This is a genomic window from Streptomyces sp. NPDC001599 (genome assembly GCF_042893535.1).
Taxonomy (GTDB): domain Bacteria; phylum Actinomycetota; class Actinomycetes; order Streptomycetales; family Streptomycetaceae; genus Streptomyces.
Map to the genome: position 1 here is coordinate 176,512 of NZ_JBIAVA010000005.1, position 16,009 is coordinate 192,520.

The window sequence follows — 16,009 nt, forward strand, 5'->3', positions numbered from 1 at the left end:
TAGGGGGGTTCAGGCGAGTCGGTGTTCCCAACGCAGCGAGGGGCTGCCATCGATCCAGTAGATGTGCGATCTGTCGGTGACGCGGAGCCGCACCTCCTCGATCCCCGGGCTGCCCTCGTCCTGCCAGGCGACCAGTGCGCGCTCGACGTCGTCCCAGAGAGACGCGGGACCGCCCTGTCGGACGGTCCAACCGTCGCCGTCGGCACAGAACTCGGCGAACGACTCCCGCGCCGGGTCGAAGAGATACCGCAGCGGCGCGCCGTCGCTCCGGGTGGCCCGTACGAACTGGGCTCCCGGTGCGGCGAGCTGGGCGAGGAAGGCTGGCATCCACTCCTCCAGAGCGAAGGGGGACACGAGCGCGGGCCGTTCCCCGTCCGCGTACGCGGCGCGTGCGGACAGGTCACCGCCCAAGGGGGTCAGCGCCTGAGCACGCGCCTGCATGAAAGAGGAGGGCCCGACGATCACGCCGTCGGCGGTCTCGTCGTCGCTGACGGTGACCTTCGCCAGTCCGGTTCCCCAGGGCCAGGAGCCGACAGTGCTGAGGATGATGCCACCGGGCTTCGTCTGCCGGACCCACGTGTGCGGGATACGGCGGACCGCACAGGTGGCGATCACCCTGTCGTACGGTGCCCGGGGCGGATGTCCGAGGAGCCCGTCGCCCGTCACCGTCCACGTCGAGCAACCGACGGACTCCAGGGCGGCATCGGCGCGCGCCGCCACCTGAGGGTCGACCTCGACCGTCGTGACGTTGTCCTCGCCGACCCGCTGACACGTCAGGGCGGTGGAGTAGCCGGTGCCCGTGCCGATCTCCAGGACGCGGTGTGCCGCCGTGAGGTCCAAGAGCTCGATCATGCCGACGACGGTGGTGGGGTCGGTCGAGGACGAGGTGGGCACACCCTCGACGGATCCGGCTGCCTGGTCGGCGCTGAGGTGGCCGTCGAGCTGGGTGGTGAGCGTGCGGACGCTGTAGGCCAGCTCCAGCCACTCGTGCGGGATGGTGTCGAGTGCCGTGACGGGCCGCCAGGTCCGCCCCTCGTCAAGGAAGACTCCGTGTTGGAGGAACAGCTCGCGCGGCACGGTCTCGACGGCTTCGCGCAGCCAGGCGGACGTGAGGACTCCCTTGGTGGTGAGCAGCGCACTCATACGGCGCCGCTCCTGTGCCGAGTCGGTCATGGGCCGTCTCCCCGAATGAGCAGGTCGGCGAAGGCCGTGGACATGGGCAGGCCCGTCTCCGTCTCCAGCCACCCCCACTGCCCGTTGGGATTCAGTTCCAGCCACCAGTAGTCCCCCGCCCGGTCCACCGCGAGGTCGAAGCTCCCCGACACCAGCTCCAGACGGTCGAGGTAGGCATGGAGGGCTTCGCCCACCCGGCTGGGAAGACGCACGACGCTGTAGGCCAAGGCACTGTAGTCCTTGCGCCAGTCGAGCAGTCCGGAATCGATGCGTACGGCGAACGTGCGCCGGCCCACGATCAGGACGCGGAGGTCGGCCACCTTGTCCACGCGTGCTTGAAACAGGTGGGGGACCACACGCACGCTGTCGTCGATCTCCTCGGCGGTGACCTGATCGGTCCATCCGGTCATCGGTACACCGTTCCGCGTGTAGGCGGTCCATCGCAGTGTCTTGGAGACCGTGTTCCCCTGACTGCGCACGAACTCGCGTGCCTCGACGGGGTCATTGGTGACCAGGGTAGAGGGAACCTTGAAGCCGAGCTGCTGGGCGTGGACCAGCTGGGCGGGTTTGTAGTCGGCTGCAGCGACGCGCAACGGGTGGTTGACCCAGAGCGGGCTGTCCAAGGCGTACAGGACCCCTCCGAGGCCGTAACGGACCTGTGCTGCTGCGAAACGGGCATCGTCCGAGGAAAGGCGGGGGAAGGAGGGCCACTCGGGTCGACGCCAGTACACCGCTCGGACGGTCGGCAGGTCGGCCGTTCTCGTCGGGGTGCGCAGCTTTCCGGCCACCGGCATCGGGCAGGCGCCGAACCGGGCCGAGACGGTGAGGCTCTCGCCGATGTCGGCGGGATTGAACCGGACCACGGGCACGTCACGCCGGTTCAGCTCAGTGATCACCATGTCGGCGGTGACGTCATCCGCTTCGGTGGCCACGACGACCGGCCCCTTGTCGGTAGTGGTCATCAGTCCTGGTTGCTGTCCTGGTCGTGTCCCTGGTCGTTCTGGGAATCCGAGTTCGTCGTCGTGGCGGTCTCGGTACCGGAACTGGTGCCGTGCTTGCCCATCTCGATCACCCGGCCCGCACGGTCGCGGTACACGCCGAGTTGCGTCGTGGGATCGATGGTGACCGTGAGGTGAGACCTGTGGACGACGGTCGGGTAGGGAGCGAGTCGGCCCGCGGCCCATGGCCGCGTGGAGGCGGGAGGGATGTGCGTACGACTGTCGGCGGCACCCTCTTTGCGAGCCGGTTCGGAGATCGACATGAGGTGATTCCTTTCGGACAGTGCGGCAGTCACAACCGAAACCAGGACCACCGCTTCGAGAGCTACCGGAGGTCTGCACCTCCGGTGGGCATGTGACCAGTGAACGACAATCCGTTACCGTCTCCCAGAGCGGATCCCTCGCACTGCCCGGGCGTTTTCCGCGCATCCGGGCCGCGTCCGAGGGAAGGTGCGCCCTTCTGAGGGGAGACCGATGACGTTGAGGCGTAAGCGCTTTGCCGAGCGGCGGACGGCGCGGGGCTACTCCCAGGAAGGCTTCGCCGAAGCACTCATGGTGGCCGTGTCCACCGTGATCCGCTGGGAGAGCGGGCGTGCCACTCCGCGACCACACCAACGCCCCCGGATCGCAAACCTGTTGGAGATCACTCTTCTCGAGCTGGAAGGACTTCTCGTCGATGAGCCGCCTGCCGATCTCGCCGCGCCTTCCGACGTTCCCGCCCTCAGGTCCTGCGATGACGACGACATGAAACGCCGTGAAGTCCTGGGTCTGCTCGCCGTCACGGGCGCTCTGGTCGCCCTGCCCGGTTCGGACGACTCTCCCCGGGAACGAACGGACGCAGGACTACTGGAGAATGGAGAAGGCGTACAGCGCGGCCTGTGGCAGGTGTTCACCCTCTCCGACTCGAAACAGGCCGTCTTCCCAGCGGTCCGCAGGCAGCTCCACGCCCTGACGACATGTCTGGCCGGAACACGCACCGACGCGGACCGGGCTCGGCTGTGCACCATGACGGCCGACCTCTACCAGCTCGCCGGTGAACTGTTTTTCGACGCCAACCGGTACACCGACGCGGCGCAGTGCTACACCCTGGCCGCCCACGCCGCCCAGGCCGGCGGTGAGCACGATCTCTGGGCCTGCGCCATGACCCGTCACGCCTACGTCGAGCTGTACGCCCCTCGCGCGTCCGCTGCCCAACCCCTGCTGGCGGCAGCCCGCAGTATCGCCCGAAAGGGTGACACCGCACTGTCTACCCGTCACTGGGTCGCCGCCGTCCAGGCCGAGGCCTACGCGGCCATGGGCGACATCGACTCCTGCACCCGCGCCCTCGACGAAGCCGAAAAGGTCCATGCTCTGGACGGCCGTTCCCGCAACGGGGGCTGGCTCCGCTTCGACGGTTCCCGCCTCTTCGAGGAACGCGGCGCCTGCTATCTCCGGCTCGGCCGTCCCGACCTTGCGGAGGACGCCCTCGCCTCGGCCCTCGCTCAACCGCTGTCGCTGCGCCGCCGCGCCGCCGTACTGACCGACCTGGCCGTGGTCGGGATCCATCGGCGCGATGTCGACCAGGTCATGCACTACGCGGAGACGGCGATCGGCCTGGCCGACCAGTCGAACTCGGGCTTCATCGGCAAGAAGCTGGACGGGCTTCGGGAGCGTCTTGCCCCACACATGTCCGATGACCGAATCTCGAGTCTGGATCACCGAATCGCGGCGCTTTCCCGCACCGCATGACAAGAGGGACGTGGGCATGAGTGACGGTCGGATCTTCCGCGAGGCTTGGATCGCAGGTGTGACCAAGCACTACCCCGGCGAGCCGAAGCCCGGCTATGTAACGCCGTGGGACGAGACGCCCCAGTGGGAGCGGGAAGCCGCCGCCGCCGTGTGCGGGCAGGTGCGCGCCTTCATCGAGGTCAGTGAGGGCCACGCCTCGCGACTCAGCCGCGAACAGAAGGGCCGTTTCGTCGCGCTGTGCTGGACGGCCCAGATGTTCAGGCACTTCGAGGACCCGAAGCCGGGATACGTCGCCGACTGGGCCGACCTGCCGACCTGGCAGCGGGAAACGGACTCGGACATCTTCGAGCGCATTGAGCAAACAGGCTGAACCGACACGTCAGGGCTTGGCCAAGGGGGCCTTCAATGCGTCGAGGAAGGAGGTGAAAGTCTCCGCCGGGAAGGCGAGGATGGCCCGGGCGGGGGCCTTGGAGTCGCGGACGGCGACGTGGGTGGTCGAGGTAGATACCTCCACGCAGTTATTGCCGTCACCGCCGCCGGAGTAGGACGACTTGCGCCAGGTGTCAGGGGTGGACACGGAGCCTCACAGTTCCTTGGCCAGTCTGCAAATGAGGTCACGCGACCGGCTTGGGTCGAGCGACGCATCCTTCACTCTACGGAAAACTGTTCGGAAGACCCCGAGTTGGGCCTCGGAATCGATGAAGCCGGTGCCGTGCGGTGCGTCGCGAACGGCCGTGTCCAGCCGGGGGACGCTCCCGCCGGCCAACATCATGGGGCTCCAGGCGCCGCCAAAGCCGTCCAGGTCGAAGGGAATCACGCGCACGTTGATGTGATCGGCTTCGGAGAGTTCCAGGACTCGGGCGAGCTGGGCTCGCGCGGTGACCCGATCGCCGACTCTGATACGCAGTGCCGCCTCATGAATGAGGGACTCGTACGGCACCGGGGCTTCGAGAACCACCTTGCGCTGCATCCGATGGCGAACTCGCAGGTCCAGCTCCGCGTGCGGAAGTTCGGGCACGCGGGATGAGAAGGCGGCTCGCGCGTAGTCCTCCGTCTGAAGCAGGCCCGGAACGAACAAGAACTCCACGTCCTGACGGAAGGTGGAGTGGTGCTCCAACTCGGCGATGTCCAGAAAGGGTGTCGGCAGAAGACCTCGGTACTCCTCCCACCAGCCGCGAGTCCGATCCGTAGCCATGACGACAAGGGCGTCGACGAACGCCTCGTCTGTGCAGGAATAGTGCGCCGCGAGACGACGCAGGCGCTCCTCACTCACGCCCGCGAGGCCCGACTCGATGTGACTGATCTGCACGCGGTTCACTCCGAGCAGCGCCGCCGCCTCGATGGCGGAGAGCCCTGCTGCGTCTCGTAGCCTCCGCAGCTCGGCCGCGAGACGCAACTGACGTGCGGTGCATTCCCGCCGCAGGACCATGCAGGGCTCCCTGGATTCAACGAGCGTGCCGGTGCGACCCGTTCGGGGCCAGATTAGTCGATCGACTTGCTCCGTATGACATGTTAGCCCTACGGTCAGTGATGCGACGCACACCGTGCGAAACCGGAAGTGCACCGTTCCGTCCTGCCACGACGGCTCCGGCAACGACACCGACCCGCTCTCAACTCCCCACACGAACAGGGAATTCCTCATGCCCGAAAACGAAGCCTGGGAGTACTCCCTCTACATCCCCAACGACCTGCGCGCCGTCACCATCAGCCGCCGCACCCTCCGTCTGGTCCTCACCATGCACGGCCTGATCCGCCTCGCCGACGTCGCCGAACTGCTCGCCACGGAGCTGGTCTCCAACGCCGTACGGCACACCAAGGGCCCCGCCGCCCTCCGCATTCGCTGGTCGCCGCCGGGCACCCTGCGGATCGGGGCGTGGGACGCGGACCCCGAACCGCCCGAGCCGCCCGCGCGGTTCGAGAGGGTGACCGAGCTGGAGGAAGGGCGCGGGCTGGCGCTGGTGCGGGCCTGTGCCGACGTGTGGGGATGGCACCCGCTGGCCAGACACGGCAACCGGGGCAAGTACGTGTGGTGCGAGCTGGCGGCGGCCTGACAGAGCCCGGCCCGGTTATTCACTTGCCCCACACAGGGATCTTCCGGACGCTCGGCGCATGACGGGAAGTGAACTCGATCGCCGGCTGGTCTCGGCGGTCCTGTCGGGTGACGCCGACGCGGTGCGGGACCTGCTGTACGAGGGGGCGGACCCGAACACGCCGGACCCCGAAAAGGGACTGCCGGTGCTGTGCGCGGCCGTGGCGGCCTATGACGCCCCCGTCGCCGAAGCGCTGATGGACGGCGGGGCCGATCCGGACCGGGAGCTTCCGGACGGGGGTACGCCCTTGTGGCGAGCCCTGGACGGCGGGTCACCGGCCGTCTTCGAGTCGGTGCTCGGCAAGGACCCCCGGCTGCGACTGCGGGAGCAGGAGCGTGAACGGCTGCTCGCCCGCGCCCGGAGCTGGTACGAGACGGGCCCGGTCGAAGGGCTGCGGCGCAGGACGGGGGCACGAGGACCCGCGGCGTCGGTGCGGGTCACGGACGGCGACTACGACTGGGTCGACCAGTACACCCTCGGCGGCCTCGTCGTGCGGGCCGGGCACGGTGCCATCCTGACCTCGCTGGAGTGGTCGTTCCGCATCCCGACTCCGGTCGACGAACTGATCGACCGCGCCGTCCGCATACCCGACGAGGAGCATGTGGACTGGTCGGCGGTGTGGCTCACGCTCGTGCGGCGCCACTGCGCGGAAGTCCTGGCGGCCACGCTGGCACAGCGCGAGCACCCCGATCCGGCGCATCGCCGCTTCGTCGCGGACTACCTGCGTGCGCGCGGGGTCATCGCCTGCGACTCCCCCTCCGCGGAGCGGGAGAGCGGGATCCTGGCCGCGTGGGCGACGCGGGAGACGGACGGGGCGGTGCTCGCGAAGGTGCTGGAGGCCTTCGCGGAGTACGAGCATCCCGACATGGAGGCGACCGGGCTGCGCCACGCCGCGCATCCGGATCCCCGCGTGCGGCTCCGCGCGACCACCGTCCTTGACGCGTCGGAGGAGGCTCGCTCGCCCGAGGCCCGCGCGGCCCTGCTCGCCCTCCTCGGCGACCCCGACGCCCGCGTACGGCTGGAAGCGTGCCGGGCGGGCCTGCGGGACGACGACGCCCTCCTCGCCCCCGCCGCCGAGGAGCTGGTCCGCCTGGCCGAGGGGCCGTACGAGGAGTTGCGGGGCGGGGTGGCGGAGGCGCTGGCCTCCTCCCGGGACCGTACGCCCGCCGTCGCCGACGCCCTGGCCGCACTGCTGGCCGACGGCAACCAGCTCGTACGCCTGGAAGCCGCCTACGGCCTCGCCCTGCGCGACGATCCGCGCACCGGCGAGGCGACCGAGCGGGTCGGACCGCTCGGCGCCGGATTCGAGCACGACCACAGGGTCAACGCGCTGTGGGACTGGGCGCGTGGGGGCGACCGGCCGTGGCGGCTCTCGACGGGTGCGGGGAACGCGTAGGTGGCGGACTTTGACATGCAGCCCTTCGGCTGCCTAACGTTATAGGCAGCCGATAGGCTGCATGTCAGGGGGCGGAGATGGACGAGGTCTTCAAGGCGCTGGCGGACGGCAGTCGGCGTCGGCTGCTGGACAGTCTGAACGCGCGCAACGGGCAGAGCCTGCGTGAGCTGTGCGCCGAGCTGGACATGGCCCGGCAGTCGGTCAGCAAGCATCTGGCGGTGCTGGAGGGGGCCCACCTGGTCACCACCGTGCGGCGGGGCCGGGAGAAGCTGCACTACCTCAACGCCGAGCCGATCAACGCCATCGCCGAACGCTGGATCAGCCGCTACGACCGGGAGCGGGTGCACGCACTCGCCGACCTCAAGCACGCGCTGGAGGACACCGCCATGGACAGCAACGCGTTCGTCTACACGACCTACATCAAGGCCGCGCCGGAGAAGGTGTGGCAGGGGCTCACCGACCCGGCCTTCACGCGCCGCTACTGGGGGCTGGAGTTCGGTACCGACTGGGCGGCCGGGTCGCCCGTGGTCTGGAAGGAGCGGGGGACCGAGACCGCCCACCCCGAGCAGGTCGTCCTCGAGTCCGACCCGCCCCGGCGGCTGTCGTACACCTGGCACACCTTCACGCCGCAATGGGCGGCGGCCAACGGGATCGACGACGCGACCCTCGCCCGGCTCTCCGCCGAGCGGCGCTCGAAGGTCGCCTTCGACATCGAGGACCTCGGCGACGGCTCGGTGAAACTGACCGTCGTCCACGACGGGTTCGAGCCCGGCAGCACCGCCCGCGAGATGATCCAGCACGGCTGGCCCGCCCTGATGTCCAGCCTCAAGACGCTGCTGGAGACCGGAGAGGCGCTCCCGGACTCCCACTGAGCCGCTCGCTCATCGGCTCAGGACCGTCTCCTCGCCCATGCGCGACAGCTTCTCCGGGTTGCGCACCGCGTAGAGCCCCGTGATGCGGCCGGCCTCGAAACGGACCGCCACCACGGTGTCGAGTTCGCCGTCGAGCCGGATGACCAGGGCCGGGTGTCCGTTGACCTGGGCCGGGTCCATCGTCATCACGACGGGCAGCTTGCTCAGGCCGCCGAGCATGAGGCGGGCCACCTTGTCGGCGCCGATGACGGGCCGCAGCACGGCCTGCTTGATGCCGCCGCCGTCGCCGAGCAGGACGACGTCCGGGGAGAGGACGTCGAGCAGGCCCTGAAGATCGCCCGTCTCGACCGCCCGCCGGAAGGCCGCGAGCGCCTCCTGGGACTCGGTCGCCGACACCGCCCCGCGCGGCCGGCGTGCCGCGACGTGCGCGCGGGCCCGGTGCGCGGTCTGGCGGACGGCGGCCGGGCTCTTCTCGACGGCCTCGGCGATCTCGTCGTAGTCGAGTTCGAACACCTCGCGCAGTACGAACACCGCCCGCTCGGTGGGCGAGAGCGTCTCCATGACCAGCATCATCGCCATCGACACGCTGTCGGCCAGCTCGACGTCCTCGGCCACGTCGGGGGTGGTGAGCAGCGGCTCGGGCAGCCAGGAGCCGACGTAGGACTCCTTGCGGCGGCCGAGCGTGCGCAGCCGGTTCAGGGCCTGGCGGGTGGTGACGCGGACCAGGTACGCGCGGCGGTCGCGCACCGTGTCGAGGTCGACTCCCGCCCACTTCAGCCAGGTCTCCTGGAGCACGTCCTCGGCGTCGGCGGCCGAGCCGAGCATCTCGTAGGCGACGGTGAAGAGCAGGTTGCGGTGGGTGACGAAGGACTCGGTGGCGTCGCCCTGGTCGCCGCTGTTCTCGCTGGTCACCAGCTTCTCCCGTTCGTTCGGTTCCGGCGGTGTCTCGTGCACGGGACACCGGCCGCCGGGCTCCTGTGACACCCGTCGGTGGTGGCCTGGGTCACGTCCGTGTCCTGTCACAGGGTGCGGGGCGGCGGCGTCTTGTGTTCGTCACCGAGGCACCGACAGCGAGGACGAGATCATGGACGACACCCGATTCAACCTGTTCGAGAACGAGTTCGCCGGTCGGTTCGCGAAGCGGTTCGCCGGCATGGGCATGCTGCTGCACGAGTCGCCGCTGCCGAAGGCCACGCAGGAGCTGGTGTCGCTGCGGGCCAGCCAGATCAACGGCTGCGGCCACTGCATCGACATGCACGTCAAGGAGGCCGCGGCCGCCGGGGAGAGCGCGGTCCGGCTGCACCTGGTCGCGGCCTGGCGCGAATCCACCGTGTTCACCGAGGCCGAGCAGGCGGCGCTGGCCCTCGCCGAGGAGGGCACCCGGCTCGCCGACGCGCACGAGGGCGTGTCCGACGAGACCTGGGCGCTGGTGCGCAAGCACTACGACGACGACCAGGTCGCCGCCCTGATCTGCCTGGTCGCCATGATCAACGCGGCCAACCGGCTCGCCGTGATCACCCACCAGAAGGGCGGCTCGTACGAGGCGGGGATGTTCGCGGCGGCCGTGAGCTGACCGCCACGGCCCGGGGCCTCGCCCAGGGCCTCGCGAGGGCGCCGACGACGAACCCTGCCGTCGGCGCCCTCGCGCACGTCCGGGTCCCGGACGGATCCGCCGGGCGGCGGTCACGATTCGGCATCGGCGCCACCCGACCCCTTGAATTCGCCCATGTAATCGTTTCCAATCCTCCGTGTAATCGATTCCACGAGGAGGTGGAACGACGATGGCGAGCATCAAGGACGTCGCCGCCGAGGCGGGCGTGTCCGTCGCGACGGTCTCGCGGGCGCTCAACGGCCACCCGTCGGTCAGCGCCGCCGCACGCGCCCGCGTGCTGGCCGCCGTCGAGACGCTGGGCTACCGTCCGAACGCCCTCGCCCGGTCGCTGCGCACCGACCAGACCCGCACCCTCGGCCTGGTCATCAGCGACGTCATGAACCCGTACTTCACCGAGCTGGCCCGTTCCGTCGAGGAGGAGGCCCGCGCGCTCGGGTACAGCGTCATCATCGGCAACGCCGACGAGCGGCCCGACCTCCAGGACCACCACGTCACCACGCTGCTGGACCGGCGGATCGACGGGCTCCTCGTCTCCCCCACCGACGGGGGCTCCCCGCGCATGCTGGACGCCGCGCGGGCCGGGACGCCGATGGTCTTCGTCGACCGGTGGATCCCCGGCGTGGACGTGCCCGTCGTCAGGTCGGACGGACGGGCGGCCGTACGGGATCTCGTCGCGCATCTGCACGGGCTCGGGCACCGGCGGCTCGCGATCATCGCCGGGCCCGCCGCCACGACCACCGGACGCGAGCGCGTCGACGCCTTCCGCGAGGCGCTGGCCGCGTACGGGCTTCCCCTCCCCGACGCCTACATCGGCCAGGGCGACTTCCAGGCCGGCAGCGGGCGCCGGGTCACCGAGGGCTTCCTCGACCTGCCCGAGCCGCCCGAGGTCGTCTTCGCCGCCGACAACCTGATGGCGCTCGGCGCGCTGGACGCCGTACGGGCCCGCGGGTTGCGGGTCCCCGAGGACGTCGGGCTCGCCGCGTTCGACGACATCCCGTGGTTCGTGCACACCGATCCCCCGGTCACCGCGATCGCCCAGCCCACCCGGGAGCTCGGAAGGGCCGCCGTACGCGCCCTGGTCGAGCGGATCGCGGGGCGGGCCGGTGAGTCCGTCACCCTTCCGGCCCGGCTCGTCGTACGCCGCTCGTGCGGTGAGCCGCCCCCCGAACAACACCCCCCGTCCCCGTCCCCGTCCCCCGTACGAAGGAGTACGCCGTGAGCAGCCGCAGTCCGGACGAGTTGCTGCGCATCGAGGGCATCCGCAAGACCTTCCCCGGCGTGGTCGCGCTCGACAGCGTCGACTTCGACCTGCGCCGGGGCGAGGTGCACGTGCTCCTCGGTGAGAACGGCGCGGGCAAGAGCACGCTCATCAAGATGCTCTCCGGCGCCTACACGCCCGACGCCGGGCGGATCCTGGCCGGTGGCGAGGAGGTGCGCATCCACGGTGCGCAGGACTCCGAGCGCCTCGGGATCGCCACCATCTACCAGGAGTTCAACCTGGTCCCCGACCTGACGGTGGCCGAGAACATCTTCCTGGGGCGCCAGCCCCGCCGGCTCGGCATGATCGACCGGAAGAAGATGGAGGCTGACGCCGAGGTGCTGCTGGAGCGGGTGGGGGTCAACGTGTCTCCCCGTGCGCGGGTGCGTGAACTCGGCATCGCGCGGCTCCAGATGGTCGAGATCGCCAAGGCGCTCAGCCTCGACGCGCGCGTGCTCATCATGGACGAGCCGACCGCCGTGCTGACCTCCGAGGAGGTCGAGAAGCTGTTCGCCATCGTGCGGCGGCTGCGCGAGGACGGCGTCGGCATCGTCTTCATCACCCATCACCTGGAGGAGATCGCCGCCCTCGGCGACCGGGTCACCGTCATCCGGGACGGCCGGAGCGTCGGGCAGGTGCCCGCCTCCACCCCCGAGGACGAACTGGTCCGGCTCATGGTGGGGCGGTCGATCGAGCAGCAGTACCCGCGCGAGCGCACCGACGCCGGTGAGGCGCTGCTCAAGGTGGAGGGGCTGACGAGGGACGGCGTCTTCCACGACGTCGGCTTCGAGGTGCGGGCCGGTGAGGTCGTCGGCATCGCGGGGCTGGTCGGGGCCGGGCGTACGGAGGTGGTGCGGGCGGTGTTCGGCGCCGATCCGTACGACGCCGGGACCGTGCGGGTCGAGGGTGCGCCGCTGCGGCGGCACGACGTGAACGCGGCCATGGCCGCCGGGATCGGGCTCGTGCCCGAGGACCGCAAGGGGCAGGGCCTCGTCCTCGACGCCTCGGTGGAGGAGAACCTCGGGCTCGTCACGCTCCGGTCCACCGCCCGCGCCGGGCTCGTCGACCTCAAGGGGCAGCACGCGGCTGCCGAGCGGATCGCCGGGCAGCTCGGCGTGCGGATGGCCGGGCTCGGGCAGCACGTGCGGACGCTGTCGGGCGGCAACCAGCAGAAGGTCGTCATCGGCAAGTGGCTGCTGGCGAACACCAAGGTGCTGATCCTCGACGAGCCGACGCGCGGCATCGACGTCGGCGCCAAGGTCGAGATCTACCAGCTCATCAACGAACTGACGGCCGCCGGTGCCGCCGTGCTCATGATCTCCAGCGATCTGCCGGAGGTGCTCGGCATGAGCGACCGCGTGGTCGTCATGGCGCAGGGGCGCGTCGCGGGTGAACTCACCGCCGAACAGGCCACCCAGGACGCCGTGATGGCGCTCGCCGTCAGCACGCACACCGGCAACTCCCCGCACAGCGAGGGAACGGATGGAACGGAGGCCTCCCGTGGCCACTGACACGCTCAAGAGCAAGCCGGGCGCGCAGGGCGCCACGAGCGGCCTGCGCCGCCTGCTGCTCGACAACGGCGCGCTGACCGCGCTGATCGTCCTCGTCATCGTCATGTCGGCGCTGTCCGGGGACTTCCTGACCGCCGACAACCTCCTCAACGTCGGCGTCCAGGCCGCCGTCACCGCGATCCTCGCCTTCGGCGTCACCTTCGTCATCGTCTCGGCGGGCATCGACCTGTCGGTCGGCTCGGTCGCCGCGCTGTCGGCCACCGTGCTGGCCTGGAGCGCCACCGAGGCCGGGATGCCGGTCGCGCTCGCGGTGCTGCTGTCCGTCCTGACGGGCATCGCCTGCGGTCTGGTGAACGGTTTCCTGATCTCGTACGGGAAGCTGCCGCCGTTCATCGCGACGCTCGCCATGCTGTCGGTGGGGCGCGGTCTGTCGCTGGTCATCTCGCAGGGTTCGCCGATCGCCTTCCCGGACTCGGTCTCGCACCTCGGTGACACGCTCGGCGGGTGGCTGCCCGTTCCGGTGCTCGTGATGATCGTGATGGGGCTGATCACCGCCTTCGTGCTCGGCCGGACCTACATCGGCCGGTCCATGTACGCGATCGGCGGCAACGAGGAGGCCGCGCGGCTGTCCGGCCTGCGGGTGAAGCGGCAGAAGCTCGCCATCTACGCCTTCTCCGGCCTGTTCGCCGCCGCCGCGGGCATCGTGCTCGCCTCCCGGCTCTCCTCCGCGCAGCCGCAGGCCGCGCAGGGCTACGAGCTGGACGCCATCGCCGCCGTCGTCATCGGCGGTGCCTCGCTGGCGGGCGGCACCGGCAAGGCGTCCGGCACACTGATCGGCGCGCTGATCCTCGCGGTGCTGCGCAACGGCCTCAACCTGCTGTCCGTCTCCGCGTTCTGGCAGCAGGTCGTCATCGGTGTCGTCATCGCGCTCGCGGTGCTCTTCGACACGCTGCGCCGCAAGGCGGGCGCGGTCACTCCGGCGGCCGGGGCGTCGGGCGGCGGCAACCGGGGCAAGCAGGCACTCACGTACGTGATCGCGGCCGTCGTCGCGGTGGCCGTGGTGGGCGCGACCTCGCTGCTGCACAACGGGTCCTCCGGCGGCAAGGACCAGAAGATAGGGCTGTCGCTGTCCACGCTGAACAACCCGTTCTTCGTGCAGATCAGGAACGGGGCGGAGGAGGAGGCGAAGAAGCTGGGCGTGGACCTGACGGTCACGGACGCCCAGAACGACGCCTCGCAGCAGGCCAACCAGCTCCAGAACTTCGTCAGCGGCAGCCTGTCCGCGGTCATCGTCAACCCGGTGGACTCCGACGCGGCCGGTCCCTCGGTGCGCTCGGCGAACAAGGACGACATCCCGGTCATCGCCGTGGACCGCGGCGTCAACAAGGCGGACACGTCCGCGCTGGTCGCGTCCGACAACGTCGAGGGCGGTGAGCTGGGCGCCAAGGCGCTCGCCGAGAAGCTCGGCGGCAAGGGCACGATCGTCATCCTCCAGGGCCAGGCCGGCACCTCCGCCAGCCGGGAGCGCGGGGCGGGCTTCGCGGCCGGGCTCAAGGCGTACCCGGGCATCAAGGTCGTCGCCAAGCAGCCCGCGGACTTCGACCGCACCAAGGGCCTGGACGTGATGACCAACCTGCTCCAGGCGCACCCGGACGTCGACGGCGTCTTCGCGGAGAACGACGAGATGGCGCTGGGCGCGATCAAGGCGCTGGGTTCGAAGGCCGGCAAGTCGGTCCAGGTCGTCGGCTTCGACGGCACCCCGGACGGGCTGAAGGCGGTCCAGGACGGCACGTTGTACGCGTCGGTGGCGCAGCAGCCGAAGGAACTGGGCAGGATCGCCGTACAGAACGCGCTGCGGGCGGCCGAGGACAAGAAGGTGGAGCAGACGGTGAAGGTGCCCGTGAAGGTCGTCACCAAGGAGAACGTGGCGGGCTTCGAGGGCTGAGACCGGATCGCGGAGACCGGCAGGACCAGCGGGAATCACTCGAATCGGAGAACGACTGATGTACGACTACGACCTGCTGGTCGTCGGGTCGGCCAACGCCGACCTGGTGATCGGTGTCGAGCGGCGGCCGGCGGCGGGCGAGACGGTGCTCGGCTCCGACCTGGCCGTCCACCCGGGCGGCAAGGGCGGCAACCAGGCCGTCGCCGCCGCCCGGCTCGGTGCCCGTACGGCCCTGCTGGCCCGGGTGGGCGACGACGACTACGGGCGTCTGCTGCTGGACTCGCAGCGGGCGGCCGGTGTCGACACCGTGGGCGTGCTGGTGGGCGGCGCCCCGACCGGCGTCGCGCTGATCACCGTCGACCCGTCCGGGGACAACAGCATCGTGGTCTCGCCGGGCGCCAACGGCCGGCTGGCGCCGGGCGACGTCCGGGCCGCGGCGAGCCTCTTCCATGCCTCCCGGGTGGTCTCCACGCAGTTGGAGATCCCGCTGGAGACGGTCGTGGAGGTGGTCCGCTCGCTCGCTCCGGACAGCCGTTTCGTGCTGAACCCGTCGCCGCCGCGGCCGCTTCCGCAGGAGGTGCTGGCCGCCTGCGACCCGCTGATCGTCAACGAGCACGAGGCGAAGGTGATCCTCGGCGACTCCCTGGTCGGCGAGCGCCCCGAGGACTGGGCCCGCGTCCTGCTGGCCAAGGGTCCGCGCTCGGTGGTCGTGACGCTGGGCGCCGAGGGCGCGCTGGTCGCGTCGGCGGCCCAGGGTGTGGTCCGGGTGCCGTCCGTGAAGGTGGACGCCGTGGACACGACGGGCGCGGGCGACGCGTTCACCGCGGCGCTGGCCTGGCGGCTCGGCACCGGCGAGTCGCTCGCGGCGGCGGCGGCCTACGCGGCCCGGGTGGGCGCGGCGGCGGTCACGAAGGCGGGGGCGCAGGAGTCGTACCCGACGGCGGCCGAGGCCGAGGCACTGGGGGCCGGGGCGCTGTGAAGAAGGCAGGCATACTCAACCGTCACCTCGCGGGCGCCCTCGCCGAGCTGGGCCACGGGGACGGCGTCCTGGTGTGCGACGCGGGGATGCCCGTTCCGGACGGGCCGCGCGTCGTCGACCTGGCCTTCCGGGCCGGGGTGCCGTCCTTCGCGGAGGTGGTGGACGGCCTGCTCGCCGAGCTGGTCGTCGAGGGCGCGACGGCGGCGGCGGAGGTCCGGGAGGCGAACGCCGAGTGCGCCGCACTGCTCGACGGGCTCTTCCCCGCGCTCGACCTCGTCCCGCACGAGCGGCTCAAGGAGTTGTCGGCGGGCGCGCGGCTGATCGTGCGCACCGGGGAGGCGCGGCCGTACGCCAATGTGCTGCTGCGGTGCGGGGTCTTCTTCTGAAGGGCCGCCGCCGGGGGCGGGAGACGGTGGCGAGAAGTTTGAGAGGGCCCGGTCGTCGACC

General features: G+C 70.6%; 17 protein-coding genes. 11 read left to right on the forward strand and 6 right to left on the reverse strand.

What is annotated here, in order from left to right; all coding sequences use genetic code 11:
- Positions 1-9: 9 nt before the first annotated feature.
- From tgmC to tgmA, 3 genes are read right to left on the reverse strand one after another with little or no spacing between them, the layout of a single operon-like run.
- Positions 10-1,173 (reverse strand): ATP-grasp peptide maturase system methyltransferase, encoded by a 1,164-nt coding sequence (tgmC, locus tag ACFYZ3_RS15625; RefSeq protein ID WP_388517210.1) that lies wholly within the window; start codon positions 1,171-1,173, stop codon positions 10-12.
- The gene (tgmB, locus tag ACFYZ3_RS15630; protein ID WP_388517212.1) at positions 1,170-2,135 is read right to left on the reverse strand and encodes an ATP-grasp ribosomal peptide maturase; all 966 of its coding nucleotides are present in this window, start codon (positions 2,133-2,135) and stop codon (positions 1,170-1,172) included. The genes tgmC and tgmB overlap by 4 nt, the downstream gene beginning before the upstream one ends.
- A complete protein-coding gene (gene tgmA / locus ACFYZ3_RS15635; RefSeq protein ID WP_356861312.1) occupies positions 2,135-2,434 on the reverse strand; it encodes a putative ATP-grasp-modified RiPP in 300 nt (99 codons plus the stop codon). The genes tgmB and tgmA overlap by 1 nt, the downstream gene beginning before the upstream one ends.
- 211 nt (positions 2,435-2,645) lie before the next feature.
- On the opposite strand from tgmA, the gene ACFYZ3_RS15640 reads away from it, so the two are divergent.
- Together ACFYZ3_RS15640 and ACFYZ3_RS15645 are read left to right on the forward strand one after the other, a co-directional pair.
- A complete protein-coding gene (locus tag ACFYZ3_RS15640) occupies positions 2,646-3,899 on the forward strand; it encodes a helix-turn-helix domain-containing protein (RefSeq protein WP_388517214.1) in 1,254 nt (417 codons plus the stop codon).
- Between the two features lie 16 nt (positions 3,900-3,915).
- Positions 3,916-4,269, forward strand: coding sequence for a hypothetical protein (locus tag ACFYZ3_RS15645; protein WP_388517217.1), 354 nt, complete (start codon positions 3,916-3,918; stop codon positions 4,267-4,269).
- 9 nt (positions 4,270-4,278) lie between these two features.
- Here the strand turns inward: ACFYZ3_RS15645 and ACFYZ3_RS15650 are convergent, their stop codons facing one another.
- Both ACFYZ3_RS15650 and ACFYZ3_RS15655 read right to left on the reverse strand, forming a co-directional pair.
- Complete coding sequence (locus tag ACFYZ3_RS15650; protein WP_388517219.1) at positions 4,279-4,476, reverse strand: DUF397 domain-containing protein; 198 nt, start codon at positions 4,474-4,476, stop codon at positions 4,279-4,281.
- Between the two features lie 6 nt (positions 4,477-4,482).
- The gene (locus ACFYZ3_RS15655; RefSeq protein WP_388517221.1) at positions 4,483-5,328 is read right to left on the reverse strand and encodes a helix-turn-helix domain-containing protein; all 846 of its coding nucleotides are present in this window, start codon (positions 5,326-5,328) and stop codon (positions 4,483-4,485) included.
- A 211-nt stretch (positions 5,329-5,539) separates the two neighbouring features.
- Between ACFYZ3_RS15655 and ACFYZ3_RS15660 the strand changes: the two genes are divergently transcribed.
- From ACFYZ3_RS15660 to ACFYZ3_RS15670, 3 genes are all read left to right on the forward strand, one after another.
- Positions 5,540-5,950: an ATP-binding protein gene (locus ACFYZ3_RS15660; RefSeq protein WP_388517223.1), complete on the forward strand. Its 411-nt coding sequence runs from the start codon at positions 5,540-5,542 to the stop codon at positions 5,948-5,950.
- Positions 5,951-6,008: 58 nt separating this feature from the next.
- On the forward strand, positions 6,009-7,385 hold the full coding sequence (locus ACFYZ3_RS15665; protein ID WP_388517225.1) for a HEAT repeat domain-containing protein: 1,377 nt from the start codon (positions 6,009-6,011) through the stop codon (positions 7,383-7,385).
- Positions 7,386-7,462: 77 nt separating this feature from the next.
- Complete coding sequence (locus tag ACFYZ3_RS15670) at positions 7,463-8,257, forward strand: ArsR/SmtB family transcription factor (protein ID WP_388517227.1); 795 nt, start codon at positions 7,463-7,465, stop codon at positions 8,255-8,257.
- 9 nt (positions 8,258-8,266) lie between these two features.
- Here ACFYZ3_RS15670 and ACFYZ3_RS15675 read toward each other — a convergent pair whose 3' ends face one another.
- Entirely contained in the window at positions 8,267-9,211 is a 945-nt protein-coding gene (locus tag ACFYZ3_RS15675; protein WP_388517229.1) for an RNA polymerase sigma-70 factor, read from the reverse strand.
- A gap of 130 nt (positions 9,212-9,341) precedes the next feature.
- On the opposite strand from ACFYZ3_RS15675, the gene ACFYZ3_RS15680 reads away from it, so the two are divergent.
- From ACFYZ3_RS15680 to rbsD, 6 genes are all read left to right on the forward strand, one after another.
- On the forward strand, positions 9,342-9,830 hold the full coding sequence (locus tag ACFYZ3_RS15680) for a carboxymuconolactone decarboxylase family protein (protein ID WP_388517231.1): 489 nt from the start codon (positions 9,342-9,344) through the stop codon (positions 9,828-9,830).
- 208 nt (positions 9,831-10,038) lie between these two features.
- Entirely contained in the window at positions 10,039-11,088 is a 1,050-nt protein-coding gene (locus ACFYZ3_RS15685; RefSeq protein ID WP_388517233.1) for a LacI family DNA-binding transcriptional regulator, read from the forward strand.
- Positions 11,085-12,638: a sugar ABC transporter ATP-binding protein gene (locus ACFYZ3_RS15690; protein ID WP_388517235.1), complete on the forward strand. Its 1,554-nt coding sequence runs from the start codon at positions 11,085-11,087 to the stop codon at positions 12,636-12,638. The genes ACFYZ3_RS15685 and ACFYZ3_RS15690 overlap by 4 nt, the downstream gene beginning before the upstream one ends.
- Complete coding sequence (locus ACFYZ3_RS15695) at positions 12,628-14,583, forward strand: substrate-binding domain-containing protein (protein ID WP_388517237.1); 1,956 nt, start codon at positions 12,628-12,630, stop codon at positions 14,581-14,583. Before ACFYZ3_RS15690 ends, ACFYZ3_RS15695 begins: the two co-directional genes overlap by 11 nt.
- Before the next feature lie 58 nt (positions 14,584-14,641).
- The gene (locus tag ACFYZ3_RS15700; RefSeq protein WP_356861344.1) at positions 14,642-15,562 is read left to right on the forward strand and encodes a ribokinase; all 921 of its coding nucleotides are present in this window, start codon (positions 14,642-14,644) and stop codon (positions 15,560-15,562) included.
- Positions 15,559-15,948: a D-ribose pyranase gene (gene rbsD, locus ACFYZ3_RS15705; RefSeq protein ID WP_388517239.1), complete on the forward strand. Its 390-nt coding sequence runs from the start codon at positions 15,559-15,561 to the stop codon at positions 15,946-15,948. The genes ACFYZ3_RS15700 and rbsD overlap by 4 nt, the downstream gene beginning before the upstream one ends.
- Positions 15,949-16,009 lie beyond the last annotated feature (61 nt).